Annotated in this window: 17 protein-coding genes and 1 riboswitch; of the genes, 2 read left to right on the top strand and 15 right to left on the bottom strand. The window is 61.2% G+C overall.

The window, feature by feature from the left end:
- Positions 1-76 precede the first annotated feature (76 nt).
- From AC1RQB_RS24190 to cobO, 10 genes are all read right to left on the bottom strand, one after another.
- The gene (locus AC1RQB_RS24190) at positions 77-808 is read right to left on the bottom strand and encodes an adenosylcobinamide-GDP ribazoletransferase (protein WP_063342961.1); all 732 of its coding nucleotides are present in this window, start codon (positions 806-808) and stop codon (positions 77-79) included.
- Positions 809-810: 2 nt separating this feature from the next.
- Positions 811-1386: an alpha-ribazole phosphatase family protein gene (cobC, locus tag AC1RQB_RS24185; RefSeq protein WP_008071525.1), complete on the bottom strand. Its 576-nt coding sequence runs from the start codon at positions 1384-1386 to the stop codon at positions 811-813.
- Positions 1383-2438 carry a nicotinate-nucleotide--dimethylbenzimidazole phosphoribosyltransferase gene (cobT, locus tag AC1RQB_RS24180; protein ID WP_063342960.1) on the bottom strand — a complete coding sequence of 352 codons (1056 nt, stop codon included), beginning with the start codon at positions 2436-2438 and terminating at the stop codon, positions 1383-1385. Before cobT ends, cobC begins: the two co-directional genes overlap by 4 nt.
- Positions 2435-2968 (bottom strand): bifunctional adenosylcobinamide kinase/adenosylcobinamide-phosphate guanylyltransferase, encoded by a 534-nt coding sequence (gene cobU / locus AC1RQB_RS24175; protein WP_063342959.1) that lies wholly within the window; start codon positions 2966-2968, stop codon positions 2435-2437. Before cobU ends, cobT begins: the two co-directional genes overlap by 4 nt.
- A 146-nt stretch (positions 2969-3114) precedes the next feature.
- Entirely contained in the window at positions 3115-4575 is a 1461-nt protein-coding gene (locus AC1RQB_RS24170; protein WP_063343933.1) for a cobyric acid synthase, read from the bottom strand.
- A gap of 29 nt (positions 4576-4604) precedes the next feature.
- Positions 4605-5597, bottom strand: coding sequence for a threonine-phosphate decarboxylase CobD (gene cobD / locus AC1RQB_RS24165; RefSeq protein ID WP_063342958.1), 993 nt, complete (start codon positions 5595-5597; stop codon positions 4605-4607).
- The gene (gene cbiB / locus AC1RQB_RS24160; RefSeq protein ID WP_063342957.1) at positions 5590-6498 is read right to left on the bottom strand and encodes an adenosylcobinamide-phosphate synthase CbiB; all 909 of its coding nucleotides are present in this window, start codon (positions 6496-6498) and stop codon (positions 5590-5592) included. Before cbiB ends, cobD begins: the two co-directional genes overlap by 8 nt.
- Positions 6495-7145: a 5,6-dimethylbenzimidazole synthase gene (bluB, locus tag AC1RQB_RS24155; RefSeq protein WP_063342956.1), complete on the bottom strand. Its 651-nt coding sequence runs from the start codon at positions 7143-7145 to the stop codon at positions 6495-6497. The genes cbiB and bluB overlap by 4 nt, the downstream gene beginning before the upstream one ends.
- A complete protein-coding gene (locus tag AC1RQB_RS24150; protein WP_063342955.1) occupies positions 7142-8524 on the bottom strand; it encodes a cobyrinic acid a,c-diamide synthase CobB in 1383 nt (460 codons plus the stop codon). Before AC1RQB_RS24150 ends, bluB begins: the two co-directional genes overlap by 4 nt.
- A gap of 10 nt (positions 8525-8534) precedes the next feature.
- Positions 8535-9146, bottom strand: a complete 612-nt coding sequence (gene cobO / locus AC1RQB_RS24145) for a cob(I)yrinic acid a,c-diamide adenosyltransferase (protein WP_008071512.1) — start codon at positions 9144-9146, stop codon at positions 8535-8537.
- A gap of 81 nt (positions 9147-9227) precedes the next feature.
- Positions 9228-9461: riboswitch (cobalamin riboswitch) on the bottom strand.
- A 172-nt stretch (positions 9462-9633) separates the two neighbouring features.
- Between cobO and AC1RQB_RS24140 the strand changes: the two genes are divergently transcribed.
- Together AC1RQB_RS24140 and AC1RQB_RS24135 are read left to right on the top strand one after the other, a co-directional pair.
- Positions 9634-10218, top strand: coding sequence for a hypothetical protein (locus AC1RQB_RS24140; protein WP_008071510.1), 585 nt, complete (start codon positions 9634-9636; stop codon positions 10216-10218).
- 68 nt (positions 10219-10286) lie between these two features.
- The gene (locus AC1RQB_RS24135; protein WP_008071508.1) at positions 10287-11600 is read left to right on the top strand and encodes a PQQ-dependent sugar dehydrogenase; all 1314 of its coding nucleotides are present in this window, start codon (positions 10287-10289) and stop codon (positions 11598-11600) included.
- A gap of 164 nt (positions 11601-11764) precedes the next feature.
- Here the strand turns inward: AC1RQB_RS24135 and AC1RQB_RS24130 are convergent, their stop codons facing one another.
- The 5 genes from AC1RQB_RS24130 to AC1RQB_RS24110 all read right to left on the bottom strand — a co-directional run bounded on the left by AC1RQB_RS24130 (position 11765) and on the right by AC1RQB_RS24110 (position 16429).
- Complete coding sequence (locus AC1RQB_RS24130) at positions 11765-12301, bottom strand: C40 family peptidase (protein WP_063342954.1); 537 nt, start codon at positions 12299-12301, stop codon at positions 11765-11767.
- 165 nt (positions 12302-12466) lie between these two features.
- The gene (locus tag AC1RQB_RS24125; protein WP_008071506.1) at positions 12467-13105 is read right to left on the bottom strand and encodes a C40 family peptidase; all 639 of its coding nucleotides are present in this window, start codon (positions 13103-13105) and stop codon (positions 12467-12469) included.
- 226 nt (positions 13106-13331) lie between these two features.
- Positions 13332-14036, bottom strand: a complete 705-nt coding sequence (gene hda, locus AC1RQB_RS24120; RefSeq protein ID WP_007898944.1) for a DnaA regulatory inactivator Hda — start codon at positions 14034-14036, stop codon at positions 13332-13334.
- A gap of 230 nt (positions 14037-14266) precedes the next feature.
- Entirely contained in the window at positions 14267-15340 is a 1074-nt protein-coding gene (locus tag AC1RQB_RS24115; RefSeq protein WP_063342953.1) for an AI-2E family transporter, read from the bottom strand.
- A 30-nt stretch (positions 15341-15370) separates the two neighbouring features.
- On the bottom strand, positions 15371-16429 hold the full coding sequence (locus AC1RQB_RS24110) for a DUF2066 domain-containing protein (protein ID WP_063342952.1): 1059 nt from the start codon (positions 16427-16429) through the stop codon (positions 15371-15373).
- Between the last annotated feature and the right edge of the window lie 271 nt (positions 16430-16700).

The following is a 16700-nucleotide window of genomic DNA, read 5'->3' as shown; positions in this document are numbered from 1 at the left end:
CCCCCCCCCCCCCCCCCCCCCCCCCCCCCCCCCCCCCCCCCCCCCCCCCCCCCCCCCCCCCCGCTCCTACAGGGGTTCAGAGCAGCGCCACCCCCACCAGCACCGCCACTTCCAGCAATTCCAGCAACGCTCCCGCGGTATCGCCCGTCGTCCCGCCCAATCGTCGCACCATCACTTGCCGCAACCAGACAAACATCGCTGCCGCCAGTGCAAGCGCCCATACGGCGCTGAAGCCAGCCATCAGCACACAGGCCAAAGCACTGATCGCCAACACCTGTTTGCCGGCCAAACGCGGCAGATGGTCGGCCAGCGCCTGTCCCAGCCCACCGGGACGCACGTAAGGTGTGGTGAGGAATAAACCCAGTAACGCGCTGCGGCCAAGCAGTGGGACGATGATCAGGATCACGCTGTGCTGCTGCTCGATCAACGCCAGCAACGCGGCAAACTTGAGTAGCAATACCAAGACCAGCGTCACCACCGCGATGGGCCCGCTGCGCGGGTCTTTCATGATGGTCAAGGTGCGTTCACGGTCGCCGTAACCCCCGAGCCACGCATCGGCGCTATCGGCCAGGCCATCCAGGTGCAATGCCCCGCTGAGCACGACCCAAACACTCAGCAACAGTGCGGCGTGAAGCAATAATGGCGCGCCCAGCAATAACCAGTTCAGCCCCCACAGAATCACACCGAACAGCAAACCGACCAGCGGATAAAACAGCAGCGACCGGCCCAATTCCTCGGGTGTCGGCATACCCGGCAAACGAATCGGCAGGCTGCTCAAAAATTGCAGGGCGATCCAGAACGGCAACATGGTCAGATCGCTTCCCTTAACAAGACGCCGGGTTCGACCGACAACGAGAACAACGCACCGTGGCCAACTTCAACGTTGAGCAACTGCTCACGCGGCAATCCGCGCGCTTGAGCCAGCAACAAACGCATGACGCCGCCATGGCTGATCAGCAAGATTCGCTCACCCGCATAGGCCGTGTGCAGCCGTTCGATGGCCGCCAACACCCGCGCTGAAAAGTCCGCAACCGGCTCACCCTCGGGCGGCGTGAACGAATAAGGATCGGCCCAGAACAAGCCCAACGCCTCGGCGCTGGTCTCCATTAGCGCCGCCGCGCTCTGCCCTTCCCAGGCGCCGAAGTGCAGCTCTTGCAGGTCCTTATCCAGCTGCACTGGCAACCCCAGTTGCACCCCAAGCTCGTCCGCAAAGCGTGCGCAACGCTGCAACGGCGAACTGACCAGTCGATCCCAGGGCCCCTGCTCGATCACCGCGGCGCGCATCTGCGCCCAACCCTTGCCGGTCAGTGCATCGTCGAGGCTGCCGCGCAAACCGCCGCCGAGTTCGGTTTCGCCATGGCGCAACAGGTCCAGGCGCAAGGTCATGCCGGGCGATCCGCCACTGCGGCTTCGGCGAACGTCGCCATCTGCCCGTGCAGGTCACACGCCAGACGCAACAATGGCACCGCCAATGCCGCACCACTGCCCTCGCCCAGTCGCAGGCCAAGGTCCAGCAACGGTTCGGCGTTCAGGGTTTCGAGCACATGGCGATGGCCTGGCTCGGCGCCGCGATGACCGAACAGTAACCACTCCCGGCAGGCCGGATTCAAACGCACCGCCACCAACGCAGCGACGCTGCAAATAAACCCGTCGACCAACACCGCGACGCCTTCCTGAGCACAGGCCAGGTACGCGCCGACCAGCGCAGCGATTTCGAAACCGCCGAGGTTGAACAAGGTCTGCAGCGCATCGCTACGCTGAGCGCCATGCAACGCCAAGGCACGTTCAATGACTTGGGCTTTATGGCTGACACCCGCCGCGTTCAACCCGGTGCCCGGGCCAGCCAGATGCACCACCGGGCAATCGAGCAACGCACAGGCCAACGCGCTGGCCGCCGTGGTGTTGCCGATGCCCATTTCGCCACCGATGAACAACTGTGCGCCTGCCGCGATGGCGCGCTGTACACTGTCGCGGCCGGCCTGCAAGGCGAGTTCACCCTGAGCCTGAGTCATCGCCGGTCCCTGGACGAAATTCGCCGTGCCCGGGCCAATGTTGAGGTGACGCACACCCGGCAGGTTCAACGACGGCGTCACGGTGCCGAGGTCGACCACTTCCAGGGAAGCCCCCAACTGCCGCGCCAACACGCTGATCGCCGCGCCGCCGCTGACAAAGTTGTGCAGCATCTGCCCGGTGACTTCCTGCGGAAACGCCGACACGCCTTCAGCAACCACACCATGGTCACCGGCAAAAATCGCAATCCACAGCTGATCGAGCGTCGGTTTGACCTGCCCCTGCAACCCGGCCAGTTGCACCGCCACCGATTCGAGCCGGCCGAGTGAGCCCGCGGGTTTGGTTAGTTGCTGTTGACGCGCCTGCGCCTGTTCGACCGCTTGCGCGTCGATGGGCTTGCACGGGTTCAGCCACCAGGCGTGAGTCATAACGCAGTTCCTTTCAAAGTCAGGGGCAGGCCGGCGACGGTCAGGACGACTCGCTGACAGCGCTCGGCCAAGGCTTGATGCAGCCAACCGGCTTCATCGACATAGCGGCGAGTCAATTCGCCCAACGGCACGACACCCATCCCGGTCTCGTTGCTGACAAAAATGATTTCACCCGGCAATGACGCCAGGCAGTCCAGCAGGGCTTCGCGCTCGGCCGACAAGCGCTCGGCATCGTCGAGCATTAGCAGATTGGTCAGCCACAGCGTCAGGCAATCCACCAGCAAGCAACGATCGGCACTGGCGGTTTCACGCAGCACACGGGCGAGCTCCAGCGGTTCTTCGATCAACGCCCACTCGGCCGGACGACGGGCACGGTGATGGGCCACCCGCTCGTTCATTTCACCGTCTTGAGATTGGCTGGTGGCGATGTAGGTGGCTATATAAGTGACTTGGAGCTGACTGTCTGTCGCCAGTTTTTCAGCCAGACGGCTTTTGCCGGAGCGGGCGCCGCCGAGGATCAGTTGCAGCATGTTCATTCCTTAAAATCTTCGGTGTCGGGACGGGCCTCATCGCGGGCAAGCCCGCTCCCACAAGGATCGAGGCTGTTCACAGATTTTTGTCCACCCGCGGAACCTGTGGGAGCGGGCTTGCCCGCGATGAGGCTTGTGCAGCCACCTCAAATCCCACAGAGCTCCCGCAACAATCCGGTATCCAGATGCTTCTCCACCAGATCCGCCAATCGTTCGATATCGCGCTCGCGCAAAGCGTGGTAATCGACCTCCTGCACATCCTGCAACCCGGCCCAGCGCAACAGCGCACTGCACGCCGCCGGTGACTCGAACAGCCCATGCAAGTACGTGCCGAATATCTGCCCATCAACACTTTGCGCGCCATCGCAGCGACCATCGTCGAGCTGCACCGCAGCGTTTTCCAGCGCCGGCCCGGTGGTCACGCCGGCATGAATTTCATAGCCGCTGACCTGCGCATCTTCTAGCGCCAAGCGCCCACGCACATTGCGCAACTGCTTTTCTTCTTCGAGCTGCGTTTCGAACGCCAGCAAGCCCAAACCGGCACTGGAACCCGGCGCGCCTTCAAGGCCCAGCGGGTCGTGCACCTGCTCGCCGAGCATTTGCAGACCGCCGCAGATCCCCAGCACTTTTCCGCCGTAGCGCAAGTGCCGCGAGATCGCCGTGTCCCAGCCGTTGGCCCGCAGATACGCAAGGTCGCTGCGCACGCTTTTCGAGCCCGGAAGAATGATCAGGTCGGCCGGCGGAATCGCCTGACCGGGGCCGATGAATTGCAGGTCCACTTGCGGATGCAGGCGCAGCGGATCGAAATCGGTGTGGTTGCTGATACGCGGCAGTACCGGCACCACCACTTTCAATACTTGATCGGCCTTGTCGGTCTGACGCTGATCGATACCGTCCTCGGCCTCAAGATGCAGATCCATCACATAAGGCAAAACGCCGATCACCGGCTTGCCGGTGCGCTCTTCCAGCCAATCGAGGCCTGGTTGCAGCAAGGCGATGTCGCCGCGAAACCGGTTGATGATGAAGCCTTTGACCCTTGCCTGTTCGCTGGGGGACAGCAGCTCCAGCGTACCGACCAAATGCGCGAAAACTCCACCGCGATTGATGTCGGCAATCAGTACGACCGGGCAGTCCACCGCCTCGGCAAACCCCATGTTGGCGATGTCGCCGGCCCGCAGGTTGATCTCTGCCGGCGAGCCCGCGCCTTCGACCATCACCACCGGATACGCCGCACTCAACCGCTCATGGGAGGCCAGTACCGCTTGCATGGCGATGGCTTTGTAGTCGTGATAGGCGACCGCGTTCATCGTCGTGACCGCGCGACCATGAATGATCACTTGGGCGCCGGTATCGCTATTGGGTTTGAGCAGCACCGGGTTCATGTCGGTGTGCGGTTCAAGGTTGGCGGCCTGGGCCTGCACCGCTTGAGCGCGACCGATCTCGCCACCGTCAGCAGTCACCGCGCTATTGAGAGCCATGTTCTGCGGCTTGAACGGCACGACACTCACGCCCTGGCGCGTGACCCAGCGACACAGCGCCGTCACCAGCGTGCTTTTACCGGCGTCGGACGTGGTGCCCTGCACCATCAAAGTCGCGCCTTGCGCCATCAAAGTCGCGCCCTGCACCTTCAACGTAGTCATTGCGCTTCCTTAACGTAGGCTTCAAGCGCTTGCTCAAGACGCAGCCAATCCGCTTCATCGGCGGGCAAGCCAAACCGCACGCTGCTGTTGTGGGTGAACAACCGCAGCAGAATGCCGCGCCGGGCCATGAATTCATGCAGCGCTTCGGCGCACTCGGTGATCAGCCATTGGAACAATGCGCAGCCGCCCTGAGGTTTGAAACCGTACTGTTCAAGCAGCAACGCCAGACGTTCGCCGGCCTCGTCAGTACGAATGCGCTGTCGGGTGTGCCCGTCCGTATCCGTCAGGCACGCCTGACCCAGCACTCGGGTCGGCCCACTGACCGCCCAGGGTCCGACCTGTTCGGCCAGCAGCTTGAGCAACTTGCGCTCGGCCAGCACAAACCCCAGTCGCACACCGGCCAGGCCGAAGAATTTGCCGAAGGAGCGCAGCACGATCAAACCGATCTGATTGGCAAACGGCGCCAGACTCAAATGCGGGGTGTTGTCCATGAACGCCTCGTCCACCACCAGCCAGCCTCCGCGCTGGGCCAGCCGCGCATGCCAATCCAGCAGGCGAGCCGGAGTCAGGCTCAACCCCGTGGGATTGTTCGGGTTGACCACCACCAGCACGTCGAGGCTGTCGAGAAAGAAATCAACTTCCGATTCCAGCACTTCACGCACGATGTACCCGTTGCGACGCCAGGCTTCGGCGTGTTCGGCGTAACACGGTGACAGCACGCCGACCTTGCCGGCCCGGCGCAAACGCGGCAGCAATTGAATCGCCATTTGCGACCCGGCCACCGGCAACACCTGAGCCGCACCGTAATAGTCGCAGGCAGCCTGCTCCAGACCGTCATCGGTTTCCGGCAGCCGCGCCCAGGCCCGCAGCGGGATGTCCGGAACCGGGAATGGCCAAGGCGCCAGGCCACTGGACAGGTCGAGCCAATCGGCTTCGGCAATGCCGTATTCAAGCGCCGCCTTGCGCAAGCGGCCACCGTGTTCAAGCATAGAATTCAGCCCCCACGCAGAGAATCAGCAGCCATAACCATACCCCGCGCTGGACCAATTGCCAGCCACGGTCGATGGAATCGGCATCCGCCGGCACGCCTTCGCCCAATTGCGGCCGCTGATGCAGTTCGCCGTGATAAATCGCCGCCCCGCCCAACTCGACACCCAGCGCGCCAGCACCGGCCGCCATCACCGGCCCGGCATTCGGGCTGTCCCAGGTCGGACCCTGGGTACGCCAGCACTTCAGCGCCAGTCGGGTTTTACCCAGCAGCGCGTAGGTCAACGCCACCAGGCGTGCAGGAATGTAGTTCAGAACATCATCGATCTTCGCCGCGGCCCAACCGAAACGTTCGAAGCGATCGTTGCGATAACCCCACATCGCATCAAGGGTGTTGCTCAGGCGATAGAGCACCACGCCGGGCGCACCCGCCACGGCAAACCAGAACAGCGCGGCGAACACCGCATCGCTGCCGTTCTCCAGCACCGACTCGGTGGCGGCGCGGGCGACTTCGGTTTCATCCAGTTCGCTGGTCTGACGGCTGACCAGATAACCAACACGTTTGCGCGCCTCGATCAGATCATCGCTGCGCAGGGCCTTGGCCACCGGCTCGACGTGCTCGCCGAGACTGCGCATGCCGAGGGCACAATAGAGCAAGAGAATCTCGACAATCCAGCCAACGTAAGGCGCCCAGGAAAGTGCGGTGGCCAACAAGGTCAGCGGCACGACCGCCATCACCCAGGCCGTAACGCCGTGACTGCGCCAGCCGCGGCCACCGGAGTTGAAACGTTGCTCGATGCGATCGGCAAAACGACCGAACGCCACCAGCGGATGCCAGCGTTTGGGTTCACCCAGCAGCGCATCCAGCGCGACCGCGGCGACACTCAACAACGCCACACTCATTGACTCACTCCCCAATAATTTTCATACAGCAATTCGCTGAGTGGACGCGCCTGCGCCCAGCCTTCAAGTACCAGCATCGGCGCCGGATAGAATTCCTTGACCGGCCCCAGGCAAAGAACAGCCAAAGGCTTGGCCCCGGCCGGTAAGCCCAACAAGTCCGCCAACGCTTGCGGCTCGAACAGCGACACCCAGCCCATGCCCAGGCCTTCGGCGCGGGACGCCAGCCAAAGGTTCTGGATGGCGCAGGACAGCGAGGCCATGTCCATTTCCGGCAGCGTACGACGGCCGAAAATGTGCCGTTCACGATCGTCCATCAGCGCGGCAACCAGTACCTCGGCGCAGTCGTTGATGCCTTCGACCTTGAGCTTCATGAATTCGTCGGAGCGCTCGCCGAGGGCTTCGGCGGTGCGGATGCGTTCGTCTTCCACCAGATGCTGGATCTTGCCGCGCAATGCCCGATCGCTGATGCGGATGAAACGCCAGGGTTGCATCAGGCCGACACTCGGCGCTTGGTGCGCGGCTTCGAGCAGACGCCTCAGTAACTCGGGTTCGACCGTGCCGCCGCTGAAGTGCCGCATGTCGCGGCGTTCGGCGATGGCTCGGTAAACGGCTGCGCGTTCGGCTTCCGAAAATGCGTTGTCCGTCATGGCCTCTTCGCGAGCAAGCCCGCTCCCACATTTGAATTGCATTCCCCTGTGGGAGCGGGCTTGCTCGCGAAGGCGTCCTCAAGGTCAGGCACAAACAACGCAGCAATCGCCGATGGATTGGACGGGAAATAAAAGTGCACATAAGAAGCCGTCATCCGCCCCTCACGATAAACCGCCTCCGCCCCTCGCCCGCCATTGGGGCTCAAACCTCGAGCAATCGGCTCAAGATCAGTGCTGGTCAACGAGTGGTGATAGGTGTGCCCACGCAGCAAACCTTCCGGCAATTCGACCGCCTGCAAGGCCAACGCGGCAAGACGCTTCTGCATCACCGCCTCACCGGCCAGCAAGCCAACCAGTTCAGCGCGAGTGCCCTCGACATCGGTCAAGGAATCCAGCAGATACAGCATGCCGCCACACTCGGCCAGCAACGGTTTGCCCGCCGCGTGGTGAGCGCGGATCGCGGTCAGCATCGGCGTGTTTTGCGACAACGCTACATGGTGCAATTCGGGGTAGCCGCCCGGCAGATAGAGGCTGTCTGCCTCAGGTAACTCGCTGTCGCGGATCGGCGAAAAGAAAGTCAATTCGGCGCCCATGGCCCGCAGCAGATCCAGGCTCGCGCCGTAGGTAAACGCGAAAGCTTCGTCCCGGGCCACGGCAATCCGCACACCGGCCAGCAATGGTTCGGCTGCGATCATTTCAGGCGCGGCGAATTCCACGGCTGGCGGTAGAGCCACATCGCAACTGCTGGCCAGTGACTCGGCGGCTGCATCGAGACGCAGGTCGAGATCGTTCAATTCGCTGGCCTGAACCAGGCCGAGATGCCGACTTGGCAATTCGATGCCGGTCTCCCGGGACAGCGCGCCATACCAGCGCAAGCCTTCAGTCAGGCTGCCTTCGAGCAACTGCGCATGGCGCACGGTGCCGACCCGGTTGGCCAGCACACCGGCAAAAGGCAAATCCGGCTGATAGCGTGCAAGACCCAGGGCCAGCGCGCCAAACGTCTGCGCCATCGCGGTGCCGTCGATCACGCCGAGCACCGGCACACCAAAGTGCCGCGCCAGATCGGCGCTGGACGGCGTACCGTCGAACAGCCCCATGACGCCTTCGATGAGGATCAGATCGGCTTCACCAGCGGCCTCCCACAATAGACGCCGACTTTCTTGCTCGCCGACCATCCACATGTCGAGTTGATAAACCGGCGCACCGCTGGCGCGCTCGAGAATCATCGGGTCGAGAAAATCCGGGCCGCATTTGAACACGCGAACCTTGCGCCCCTGATTGCGATGCAAACGGGCAAGCGCGGCGGTGACGGTGGTCTTGCCCTGACCGGAGGCCGGTGCGGCGATCAGTACCGCCGGGCATTGACGATGGCTATTCATAAAGTGCAGTTCACAACTCGACGCCTTTTTGCGCTTTGATTCCGGCCTGGAAGGCGTGCTTGATCATGCCCATTTCAGTGACAGTGTCGGCCAGTTCGATCATCTCGGGCTTGGCGCCGCGACCGGTGACCACCACGTGCTGCATCGGCGGTCGCGCCTGCAAGTCGCTGAGCACCTGATCGAGATCGAGGTAGCCGTGCTTGAGGGCGATGTTCAACTCATCGAGCACCACCAGACCAATGGCCGGATCACGCAGCAATTCGCGGGACACCGCCCAAGCGGCTTCGGCGGCGGCGATGTCACGCTGGCGATCCTGGGTTTCCCAGGTGAAGCCCTCGCCCATCACATGAAAACGCACCTGCTCCGGAAAGCGTCGGAAGAACAGCTCCTCGCCGGTGCTGGTGCGCCCCTTGATGAACTGCACCACGCCGCATTGCATGCCGTGGCCCATGGACCGCGCAAGCATGCCGAACGCCGAGCTGCTTTTGCCTTTGCCGTTACCGGAAAGCACCAGCAGCAAACCGCATTCATTCGGCGAGTTGGCGATGCGTTCGTCGATCACCGCTTTTTTTCGCAGCATGCGCGCCAGATGGCGTTCGTCACGATCGGGGGTATCAGTCATGGGGGAGCTCTCCGTTGAGGCTGGATAACGGCGGGCAGGCACAAGAATAGACGGCAAGAAGCCTGGCATCGCCCACCGTGATGCCGTTGGATGAATCAGGCCGGTCTCCGGGCTCATGAGCGGCGTTTTGCCTGACTGCGCGCCTTCCCATGTTGACATCAACACAGTGGCTCAAGGCGCAGTCTTCTCTCATTTACCGTTGCGGGGGCAGCGCCGGGATCGTGATCATTCTTCACTGGAAGAAATTCACTCACCGGCTTCCCTGTTTCACTCTGTCGGCCACCGCCACAGAGCACCTGAAACAAGCCGCGAAGGTTAGAGGGTTGGGGGTGGAGCGTCAATTAAAGCCGGGGCGCCGCTGAGCGAATAACTGCCGCTGAGCGAATAACTGCCGCCGATCAATTAACTGACGCCAATCTTGTGCCACACTGCCAGCAGTGATATCAAAGAGCCACAACCTGACAACACAATAACAAGGGTGAGCCACATGCAAGGCATGATCATCAGCAATCCGAAGCTGGAATTCCTGCGGCCGGTACTGGAACGCTGGTTTGACTGTATCGACCGCTACAACACTGTGCGCGGCGATAACGATACACCTTACTGGTACGACGAAAACGCCAACCTCGGTCTGCTCTCCGCCGCGGCCTGGATGGCAGAAATGGTCACGCTGGCACAGACGTCGACCCGCAAACAGATCGAAGAAGGCGAACGCAACGCCCGCGCCGATCTGTTTATCGCCAGCAGCGAAGAACGCGCGTATCTCCAGGCCACCCAGCGCTGGCCACGGGTCAATAGCCTGAACCTGACGCAGGCACTGGCGGACATCACCAGTGACGCGAAGCGAATCAGCTACGCCAGCGATCTGAAACTCGGCTGTCTGTTTGTCGCGCCACAAAAAGCCCAACACAGCGCCACCCCGGAAGAACTCCAGGACATGGTCGACGACCTGCAAAAGCAACATACCTGCGCCGTGGCCTGGTATTTCCCTTACGCCTACCGCAAGTTGCGCAATGAAGCCGGCAACTACCATCCAGGCATCGCTGTTCTGCTCAAGGAAGCCCGCGGCTGACCGGTTGAACCATCGAACGTCTACGCTTCTCTATGATTACGTCAATGCATTCATAGGGAAGATCAGTAATGCGCAACCCCCAACTCGTTTTCATCATCGCGCTCGCCGGAGGGCTCGCCGCCTGTGGTGAAACCTCCAGCCTGCAAGTCTCGGATGGCACAGGCCCCTCGCCCAAGCTGCCAGAACCGAATAAAACCCTGATCCCGACGGTGAACATCGCCCCGGCGATCGGCTGGCCTGAAGGTAAGAAACCTGTCGCCGCGACCGGAACTCAAGTGGCGGCGTTTGCCGAAGGCCTCGATCATCCGCGCTGGCTCTATGTGTTGCCCAACGGCGATGTGCTAGTGGCCGAAACCAACGCACCGCCTAAACCCGATGATGGCCAAGGCATTCGCGGCTGGGTCATGGGTAAAGTCATGGGCCGTGCCGGTGCTGGCGTCCCCAGCCCGAACCGCATCACCCTGCTCCGGGACAAGGACCACGATGGCGTTGCCGAAACCCGCACGGTATTCCTGGAAAACCTCAACTCGCCCTTCGGCATGACCCTGGTCGGCAATGACCTGTACGTCGCTGACACTGATCGCCTGCTGCGTTTCCACTATGAAAACGGTGAGACGGCGATCAAGTCGCAGCCCATCAAGGTGGTCGATCTGCCGGGTGGCACGCTGAATCACCACTGGACCAAAAACGTCATCGCCAGCAAGGATGGCAGCAAGCTGTACGTCACCGTGGGCTCGAACAGCAACGTCGGTGAAAACGGCATGGATCAGGAGGAAGGCCGCGCGGCGATCTGGGAAGTGGACCGCGCCACCGGCAACCATCGGATCTTCGCCTCGGGGATTCGCAATCCAAACGGCCTGGCCTGGGAACCGCAGAGCGGCGCACTGTGGACAGCCGTCAACGAGCGTGACGAAATCGGCAGCGACCTGGTGCCGGACTACATCACTTCAGTGAAGGATGGCGGGTTCTACGGCTGGCCCTACAGCTATTATGGCCAGCATGTCGACATTCGCGTCGAGCCGCAAAACCCCGATCTGGTGGCCAAGGCGATTGCACCGGACTACGCGGTGGGGCCGCATACCGCGTCACTGGGCCTGACGTTCGCCGAAGGCAGCAAGTTGCCCGCGCCGTTCACCCAAGGCGCCTTCATCGGCCAACACGGCTCGTGGAACCGCAAACCTCACAGCGGCTATAAAGTGATTTTCGTGCCGTTCACCGCCGGCAAACCGACCGGGCAGCCGGTGGATGTGCTCACCGGCTTTCTCACTGACGACGAAAAAGCCATGGGCCGGCCGGTGGGTGTTGTGATCGATCAGCAAGGAGGCTTGCTGGTGGCGGATGATGTGGGGAACAAGGTGTGGCGCGTGTCCGCGGCTAAGTAATGTGATTACTGCAAGACGAAAACCCTGTGGGAGCGGGCTTGCCCGCGATAGCGACAGCCCAGACTACATCGATGTTGAATGTGCCGACGTCATCGCGGGCAAGCCCGCTCCCACAGAGGATCAGCGTTTACGACAGAGCGTGCGAGCGGCCATGACAACTTCCGCTACGGATTATGTGCCAAATGCTCAGGTTGCAAGACGCGCTTGGCGCTCAGGTACGCTTTCTGCCAGTAAGCCTTGGACAAGCTGTCCAGCTTGACCGTGCCGCCCGTGGCTGGCGCGTGGACGAAGCGGCCTTCGCCGACGTAGATACCGGCGTGGCTGACCTGGGAGCCGCCATTGGTGGCGAAGAAAATCAGGTCGCCAGTTTGCAGGCCTTCCTTGCCGACACTGGGGGCTTGCATGCCGATCATCTCGCGAGTGGAGCGCGGCAAGGAAATGCCGGCGACATCGCGATAAACGTAACCGATCAGACCGCTGCAATCGAATCCGGAATCCGGCGTGTTGCCGCCCCAGCGATAAGGTGTTCCCACCAGGCCCAGCGCGCGAAACAGCACGTCTTCTGCCGCAGGGGAAAAGGCTTGGGAAGGACCGAAAACAATGGGAGCGCGAACCACTGGCGCAGGTGGCGGTGTGCGGCTGGCGCAGGCGCTGAGCAGCGCTGCGAAGAATATGAGTGTGAGGCGGGCCGACATCGTCATAAACAGAACATCCTGATCTGGCTGCGGCTTTTTCCACCGAAAAGGCAGAAAAGAAAACCGCCTGCGCAGAACGCAGGCGGTTTGCCATCAATAATAGATCAGGATTCTAGCGGCTACGCGGCAAACTTCAAGTAAGACTTTAAGTTCGCCTTACAAACTGTCCGCTTACTTGCGTGCCGTGACGATAGCCGGGGCCGCAGTCGGCGCCATCGCGAGTGCGCGCTTGGCTTCGATGAAGGTTTTGCTCCAGTAGCTGTCGCCCAGACTATCAATCCGGACACCACCGCTTTTGCGGCTGCTGGAGTGGATGAACTGGTTGTCACCCAGGTAGATCCCGGCGTGACTGACACGACCGCGACGACCATTGGTGGCGAAGAACAGCAGGTCACCCGGTTTGAGGGCGCTGCGAGCAACCAGAGGAGCGTCAACATTGATCATTTCGCGGGTGGAGCGCGGCAGGTTCATGCCGGCCTCTTCACGAAACAGATAACCGATGAAGCCGCTGCAGTCGAAACCAGCCTCGGAGGTGCCGCCGAAACGGTAACGGGTACCGATCAGGGACATGCCACGTTCGAGGATGCTGTCGGCGAGAACCGGAAGCTGGTAAGACTTGCCGCCGGCGAAGTCTGCCAGTTCTTTATCGGTGGCTAGCTCTTCCTGGAAAAGAACGGAAGAAGACTGCGCGGTAACTGAATTTGAAACCTGCTGTTTTGGCTCTTGCTGGGACACTGGAGAGTGGGCAGCGCAACCGAACAACAGGGTGACGAGTGCGAGAGGCACGAGGGGTGCGAAGCGATTTAGCATGGGCACGACCGTGGCTGATAGTTTCTAAAGAAGCCGCGACTATGCCCGCTATCGACCTCATTTGCAAATTCAATCGATCTGTATGTGACTTTTCGGTTTCTCGTTTACATCTAAGCGCTTAAGCCCATTTTGAACCTTTGCGCAGCCTGCCCTCTTGCAGGAAAGCGGGTTTGTTGACGCCTGGAATATGCCGAAACCTGCGTAAAACCTGGGCTTGATCAGTTTTTTACCAACCCAGCGTTTCTTTCAGGAACGGGATTGTCAGCTTGCGCTGAGCTTGAAGGGAGGCCTGATCGAGGCGTTCAAGCAGCTCGAAAAGCGCACTCATGCTGCGGGTCCCACGGGTCAAGATAAAATGCCCGACTTCGTCGGTCAGGTGCAGACCACGACGGGATGCGCGCAACTGCAAGGCACGCAGTTTGTCTTCATCAGAGAGTGGACGCATCTGGAAGATGAGTGCCAGCGTCAGCCGCGACTTGAGGTCTGCCAGCTTCACCGGCAGTTCACGCGGGGACGTCGAGGCGGCGATCAGCAGACGCCGGCCGCTGTCACGCAAGCGATTGAATAGATGAAACAGCGCCTCTTCCCAATCCGCCTTGCCGGCGACTGCCTGCAGATCGTCCAGACAGACCAGTTCGTATTGTTCGAGGTTATCGAGGATTTCAATGCCGCGGTCCAACAACTCGGCCAACGGCAGGTACACCGCCGGCTCCCCCAGTTGTTCGAAGCGCAGACACGCCGCCTGCAACAAATGCGTGCGCCCTACCCCGTCCTTGCCCCAGAGGTAAATCAGGCTTTCCGTCCAGCCAGCGTCGGCTTCGCAGAGCCGCTCGACATAGCCGAGTGCAGCGGCATTGGCGCCTGGGTAGTAATTGATAAAGGTAGCGTCATCACGCAGACGCACACCTAGGGGCAGCTGAATCGGTTTCATGCTGACTGAACAGTTCCAAAGGAACCGTTAGTGGCCTCTGTGTAAAGTTTGCGAAGTTTATACCCGTGGGGCTGGCCGCACAATGCGACAGACCACAAGCAAAATCAAAGGTTTGCGTTAACACACTGGTTTTTTGACAGTTTCTTTGGCGGCGCATGTGACAGCCACACGAGGGAGACGGGCAAACCTGGCACACAACCAGACTGCCCGCTACGAGCGATCAAAAAACCTTACACCTCGGATTCTTCGACACCGCCGTAGATATCCGAGTCCTTATACAAATCATGCATGTGACGCACCAACACCATGATCACCGCCGCCACCGGCAATGCCAACAACACACCGGTAAAACCAAACAGCTCGCCGCCGGCCAGGATCGCGAAGATCACCGCCACCGGGTGCAGGCCGATCCGGTCTCCCACCAGCAATGGTGTCAGGACCATGCCTTCCAGCGCCTGGCCGACCATGAACACCGCGACAATACCGATCATGGGATACAAATCGCCACCGAACTGGAACAGACCGGCAATCAATGCCGCACCAATCCCGATGACGAACCCCATGTACGGCACGATCGCCGCCAACCCGGCAATCAGACCAATCAACAGCCCCAGTTCCAGCCCGACGATCATCAAGCCTGCGGCATAGATCACGCCCAGCGCCAGCATCACCAGCAACTGCCCGCGCACGAACGCCCCGAGTACCTCATGGCATTCTCCCGCCAGGGACATCACGCGCTCTTCACGATCACGCGGCAGCAGGCTGCGGATCTTGGCCATCATCAGATCCCAGTCGCGCAGCAGATAAAAACTCACCACCGGAATCAGCACCAGATTGGCCAGCAGGCCAATCAGCGCAAGACCTGAAGCCGTCGCCTGACTCAGCACCACGCCGACGACGTCGGTGGTCTGGCCCATGTGCTCGCTGAACGCCGCCTTGAGCTTGTCGAACTTCCAGAAACCGTCCGACAACCCCATCTTCGATTGCGCCCACGGCACGGCGGTGTGCTGCAACCAGTCGAGCATTTGCGGCGCCAGTTCATACAAGCGAAACAGTTGCTTGGCGAGCATCGGCACCAACACCAACAGCAACGCGGTGACGAGCAATGTGAACAAGGCAAACACCGCCACCACGCCCCAGGTCCGTGAAAGGCCGTACTTTTCCAGCCGATCCACCAGCGGGTCGAACAGATAAGCCAGCAACAGCGCCACCAAAAAAGGCGTCAGGATCGGGTGCAACAGGTAAACAAACGCGCAAAGCAGGACCACCCCACCGAGCCAGAACCAACGCCGTGTATCGGCCATGTACCACTCCTGCTTCTATATAAAGAAAAACTACCAGCGAAAACGTAACTGTGGTGTCGGTGCCGGGGCTGGCGCTACGGCCGGTGTCGAGCCAACAACCACGGGCTGAACAGGCGCCGTCGGAACCTGCGCCTCACCGGCCGGGATTTCCTGCAACCTGCCCAAGGACAACTGCGCGCGCAGCTGATCGGGGCTGCCGTTGACCCGATAAAGCACGCGGTCGCCGTCGACACTTTGCAGGCGTGCACCAAAAGGCTCCAGCAAACGCCCGAGCGTCGCATAACGCTCCAGGCTCATTCCCTGCACTTCCAGCAATTGCTCGCTCGAGGCACCCGGTTTGGCGGCAAAACGCGGCGCCAGGCGTTGACTGACAGCCAGCATCACCGCATCGGCCAGCGCAGCGGTATCGGCGCCCTGCACGCTACCGGCTTCTTTCTGATCGCCCAACCATAAACGCCACTTGGCTTGCCATTGGCCACCCTCTTCACGGGCATGCACCGCCAGCAAAGCGTCGGCATTGTAACGGTCGGATGCGTCACGCAACGGCGCCGGGTCTGCACTTTCCAGATTCGGCGCAGTGGCGACAATCTGCTCGTCCAGGTCCGCCAGCGGCAAACGCAGCGGCAGACCACGATGTTGCGCCGCTCGAAGCAGTGGCGTAGCGCTGGCCTGGCCATCGCCGACCAGGCTCGAACCTTCAGTGGAATCGTTCAACCACCAGCCGAGGATCGACGGCCGATTGGCACCCCATACGGCCAACCCGGCACGCCGCAAGGCCTGTTCGGTGGTGGCCGGGTCGAAATCGACTTTCAGCACTTGCGGTGGCCCGGCCTCATAACCGAACTGACTGATGATCTGCTGAGGGTCTTTGCGCACGGTCGCCAACCCCGGGCTCTGCGCCGCCTTGGGGTCGCCAGTCAGGCGCAACACCAACGTATCCAGCGCCCGCTGAGTCGCCTGATCGCGCTCCTCCGGTGTCTGGCTGCTGACAGGCTCGCGTACTTGATAGAGGCCTTTGACGGTTTCGGCATGACCGGTCAGGCTGACCATGGTTAAACAGCCCACGAACAAGAATTTAAGAAAACGCATAAAAAGATTCCTGACGACAAGAGCGGCTGGAACAGACCGCGTGAAGATGATTGAACCAAGGGTCTGTTGACCACACGCTCAAGCAAAACATTCACCCGATCCCGGTAAGTTTTCGCACTGTCATAACGATAGACGGTTAATGTCGATACCTTATACAGCCATCCGGGACGCCACCAACACGGGCAATATCGGTTTTTTTAACGCGATATGCCCCTGCCCGTCGGCACGAGGATGGCCGCTGCCCCTCAAGCCTGATAAAATCGCGCGCCTT

The sequence above is a fragment of the Pseudomonas sp. GW822-FHT02E03 genome, from assembly GCF_058802325.1.
Note: the sequence above shows the minus strand (reverse complement) of the source record. Positions and strands in the feature narration are given on the sequence as shown.

What these genes read in the sequence shown, in the direction of transcription:
- cobO (WP_008071512.1), bottom strand. Translation starts at nt 9,146, where the DNA reads ATGACTGATACCCCCGATCGTGACGAACGCCATCTGGCGCGCATGCTG.
- cobU (WP_063342959.1), bottom strand. Translation starts at nt 2,968, where the DNA reads ATGCTGCAACTGATCCTCGGCGGCGCCCGCTCCGGCAAAAGCCGTCTG.
- hda (WP_007898944.1), bottom strand. Translation starts at nt 14,036, where the DNA reads ATGAAACCGATTCAGCTGCCCCTAGGTGTGCGTCTGCGTGATGACGCT.
- cobC (WP_008071525.1), bottom strand. Translation starts at nt 1,386, where the DNA reads ATGACCTTGCGCCTGGACCTGTTGCGCCATGGCGAAACCGAACTCGGC.
- AC1RQB_RS24140 (WP_008071510.1), top strand. Translation starts at nt 9,634, where the DNA reads ATGCAAGGCATGATCATCAGCAATCCGAAGCTGGAATTCCTGCGGCCG.
- AC1RQB_RS24130 (WP_063342954.1), bottom strand. Translation starts at nt 12,301, where the DNA reads ATGACGATGTCGGCCCGCCTCACACTCATATTCTTCGCAGCGCTGCTC.
- AC1RQB_RS24125 (WP_008071506.1), bottom strand. Translation starts at nt 13,105, where the DNA reads ATGCTAAATCGCTTCGCACCCCTCGTGCCTCTCGCACTCGTCACCCTG.
- AC1RQB_RS24110 (WP_063342952.1), bottom strand. Translation starts at nt 16,429, where the DNA reads ATGCGTTTTCTTAAATTCTTGTTCGTGGGCTGTTTAACCATGGTCAGC.
- cbiB (WP_063342957.1), bottom strand. Translation starts at nt 6,498, where the DNA reads ATGAGTGTGGCGTTGTTGAGTGTCGCCGCGGTCGCGCTGGATGCGCTG.
- AC1RQB_RS24190 (WP_063342961.1), bottom strand. Translation starts at nt 808, where the DNA reads ATGTTGCCGTTCTGGATCGCCCTGCAATTTTTGAGCAGCCTGCCGATT.
- AC1RQB_RS24150 (WP_063342955.1), bottom strand. Translation starts at nt 8,524, where the DNA reads ATGAATAGCCATCGTCAATGCCCGGCGGTACTGATCGCCGCACCGGCC.
- AC1RQB_RS24115 (WP_063342953.1), bottom strand. Translation starts at nt 15,340, where the DNA reads ATGGCCGATACACGGCGTTGGTTCTGGCTCGGTGGGGTGGTCCTGCTT.
- cobD (WP_063342958.1), bottom strand. Translation starts at nt 5,597, where the DNA reads ATGCTTGAACACGGTGGCCGCTTGCGCAAGGCGGCGCTTGAATACGGC.
- AC1RQB_RS24170 (WP_063343933.1), bottom strand. Translation starts at nt 4,575, where the DNA reads ATGGCGCAAGGCGCGACTTTGATGGTGCAGGGCACCACGTCCGACGCC.
- AC1RQB_RS24135 (WP_008071508.1), top strand. Translation starts at nt 10,287, where the DNA reads ATGCGCAACCCCCAACTCGTTTTCATCATCGCGCTCGCCGGAGGGCTC.
- bluB (WP_063342956.1), bottom strand. Translation starts at nt 7,145, where the DNA reads ATGACGGACAACGCATTTTCGGAAGCCGAACGCGCAGCCGTTTACCGA.
- cobT (WP_063342960.1), bottom strand. Translation starts at nt 2,438, where the DNA reads ATGACTCACGCCTGGTGGCTGAACCCGTGCAAGCCCATCGACGCGCAA.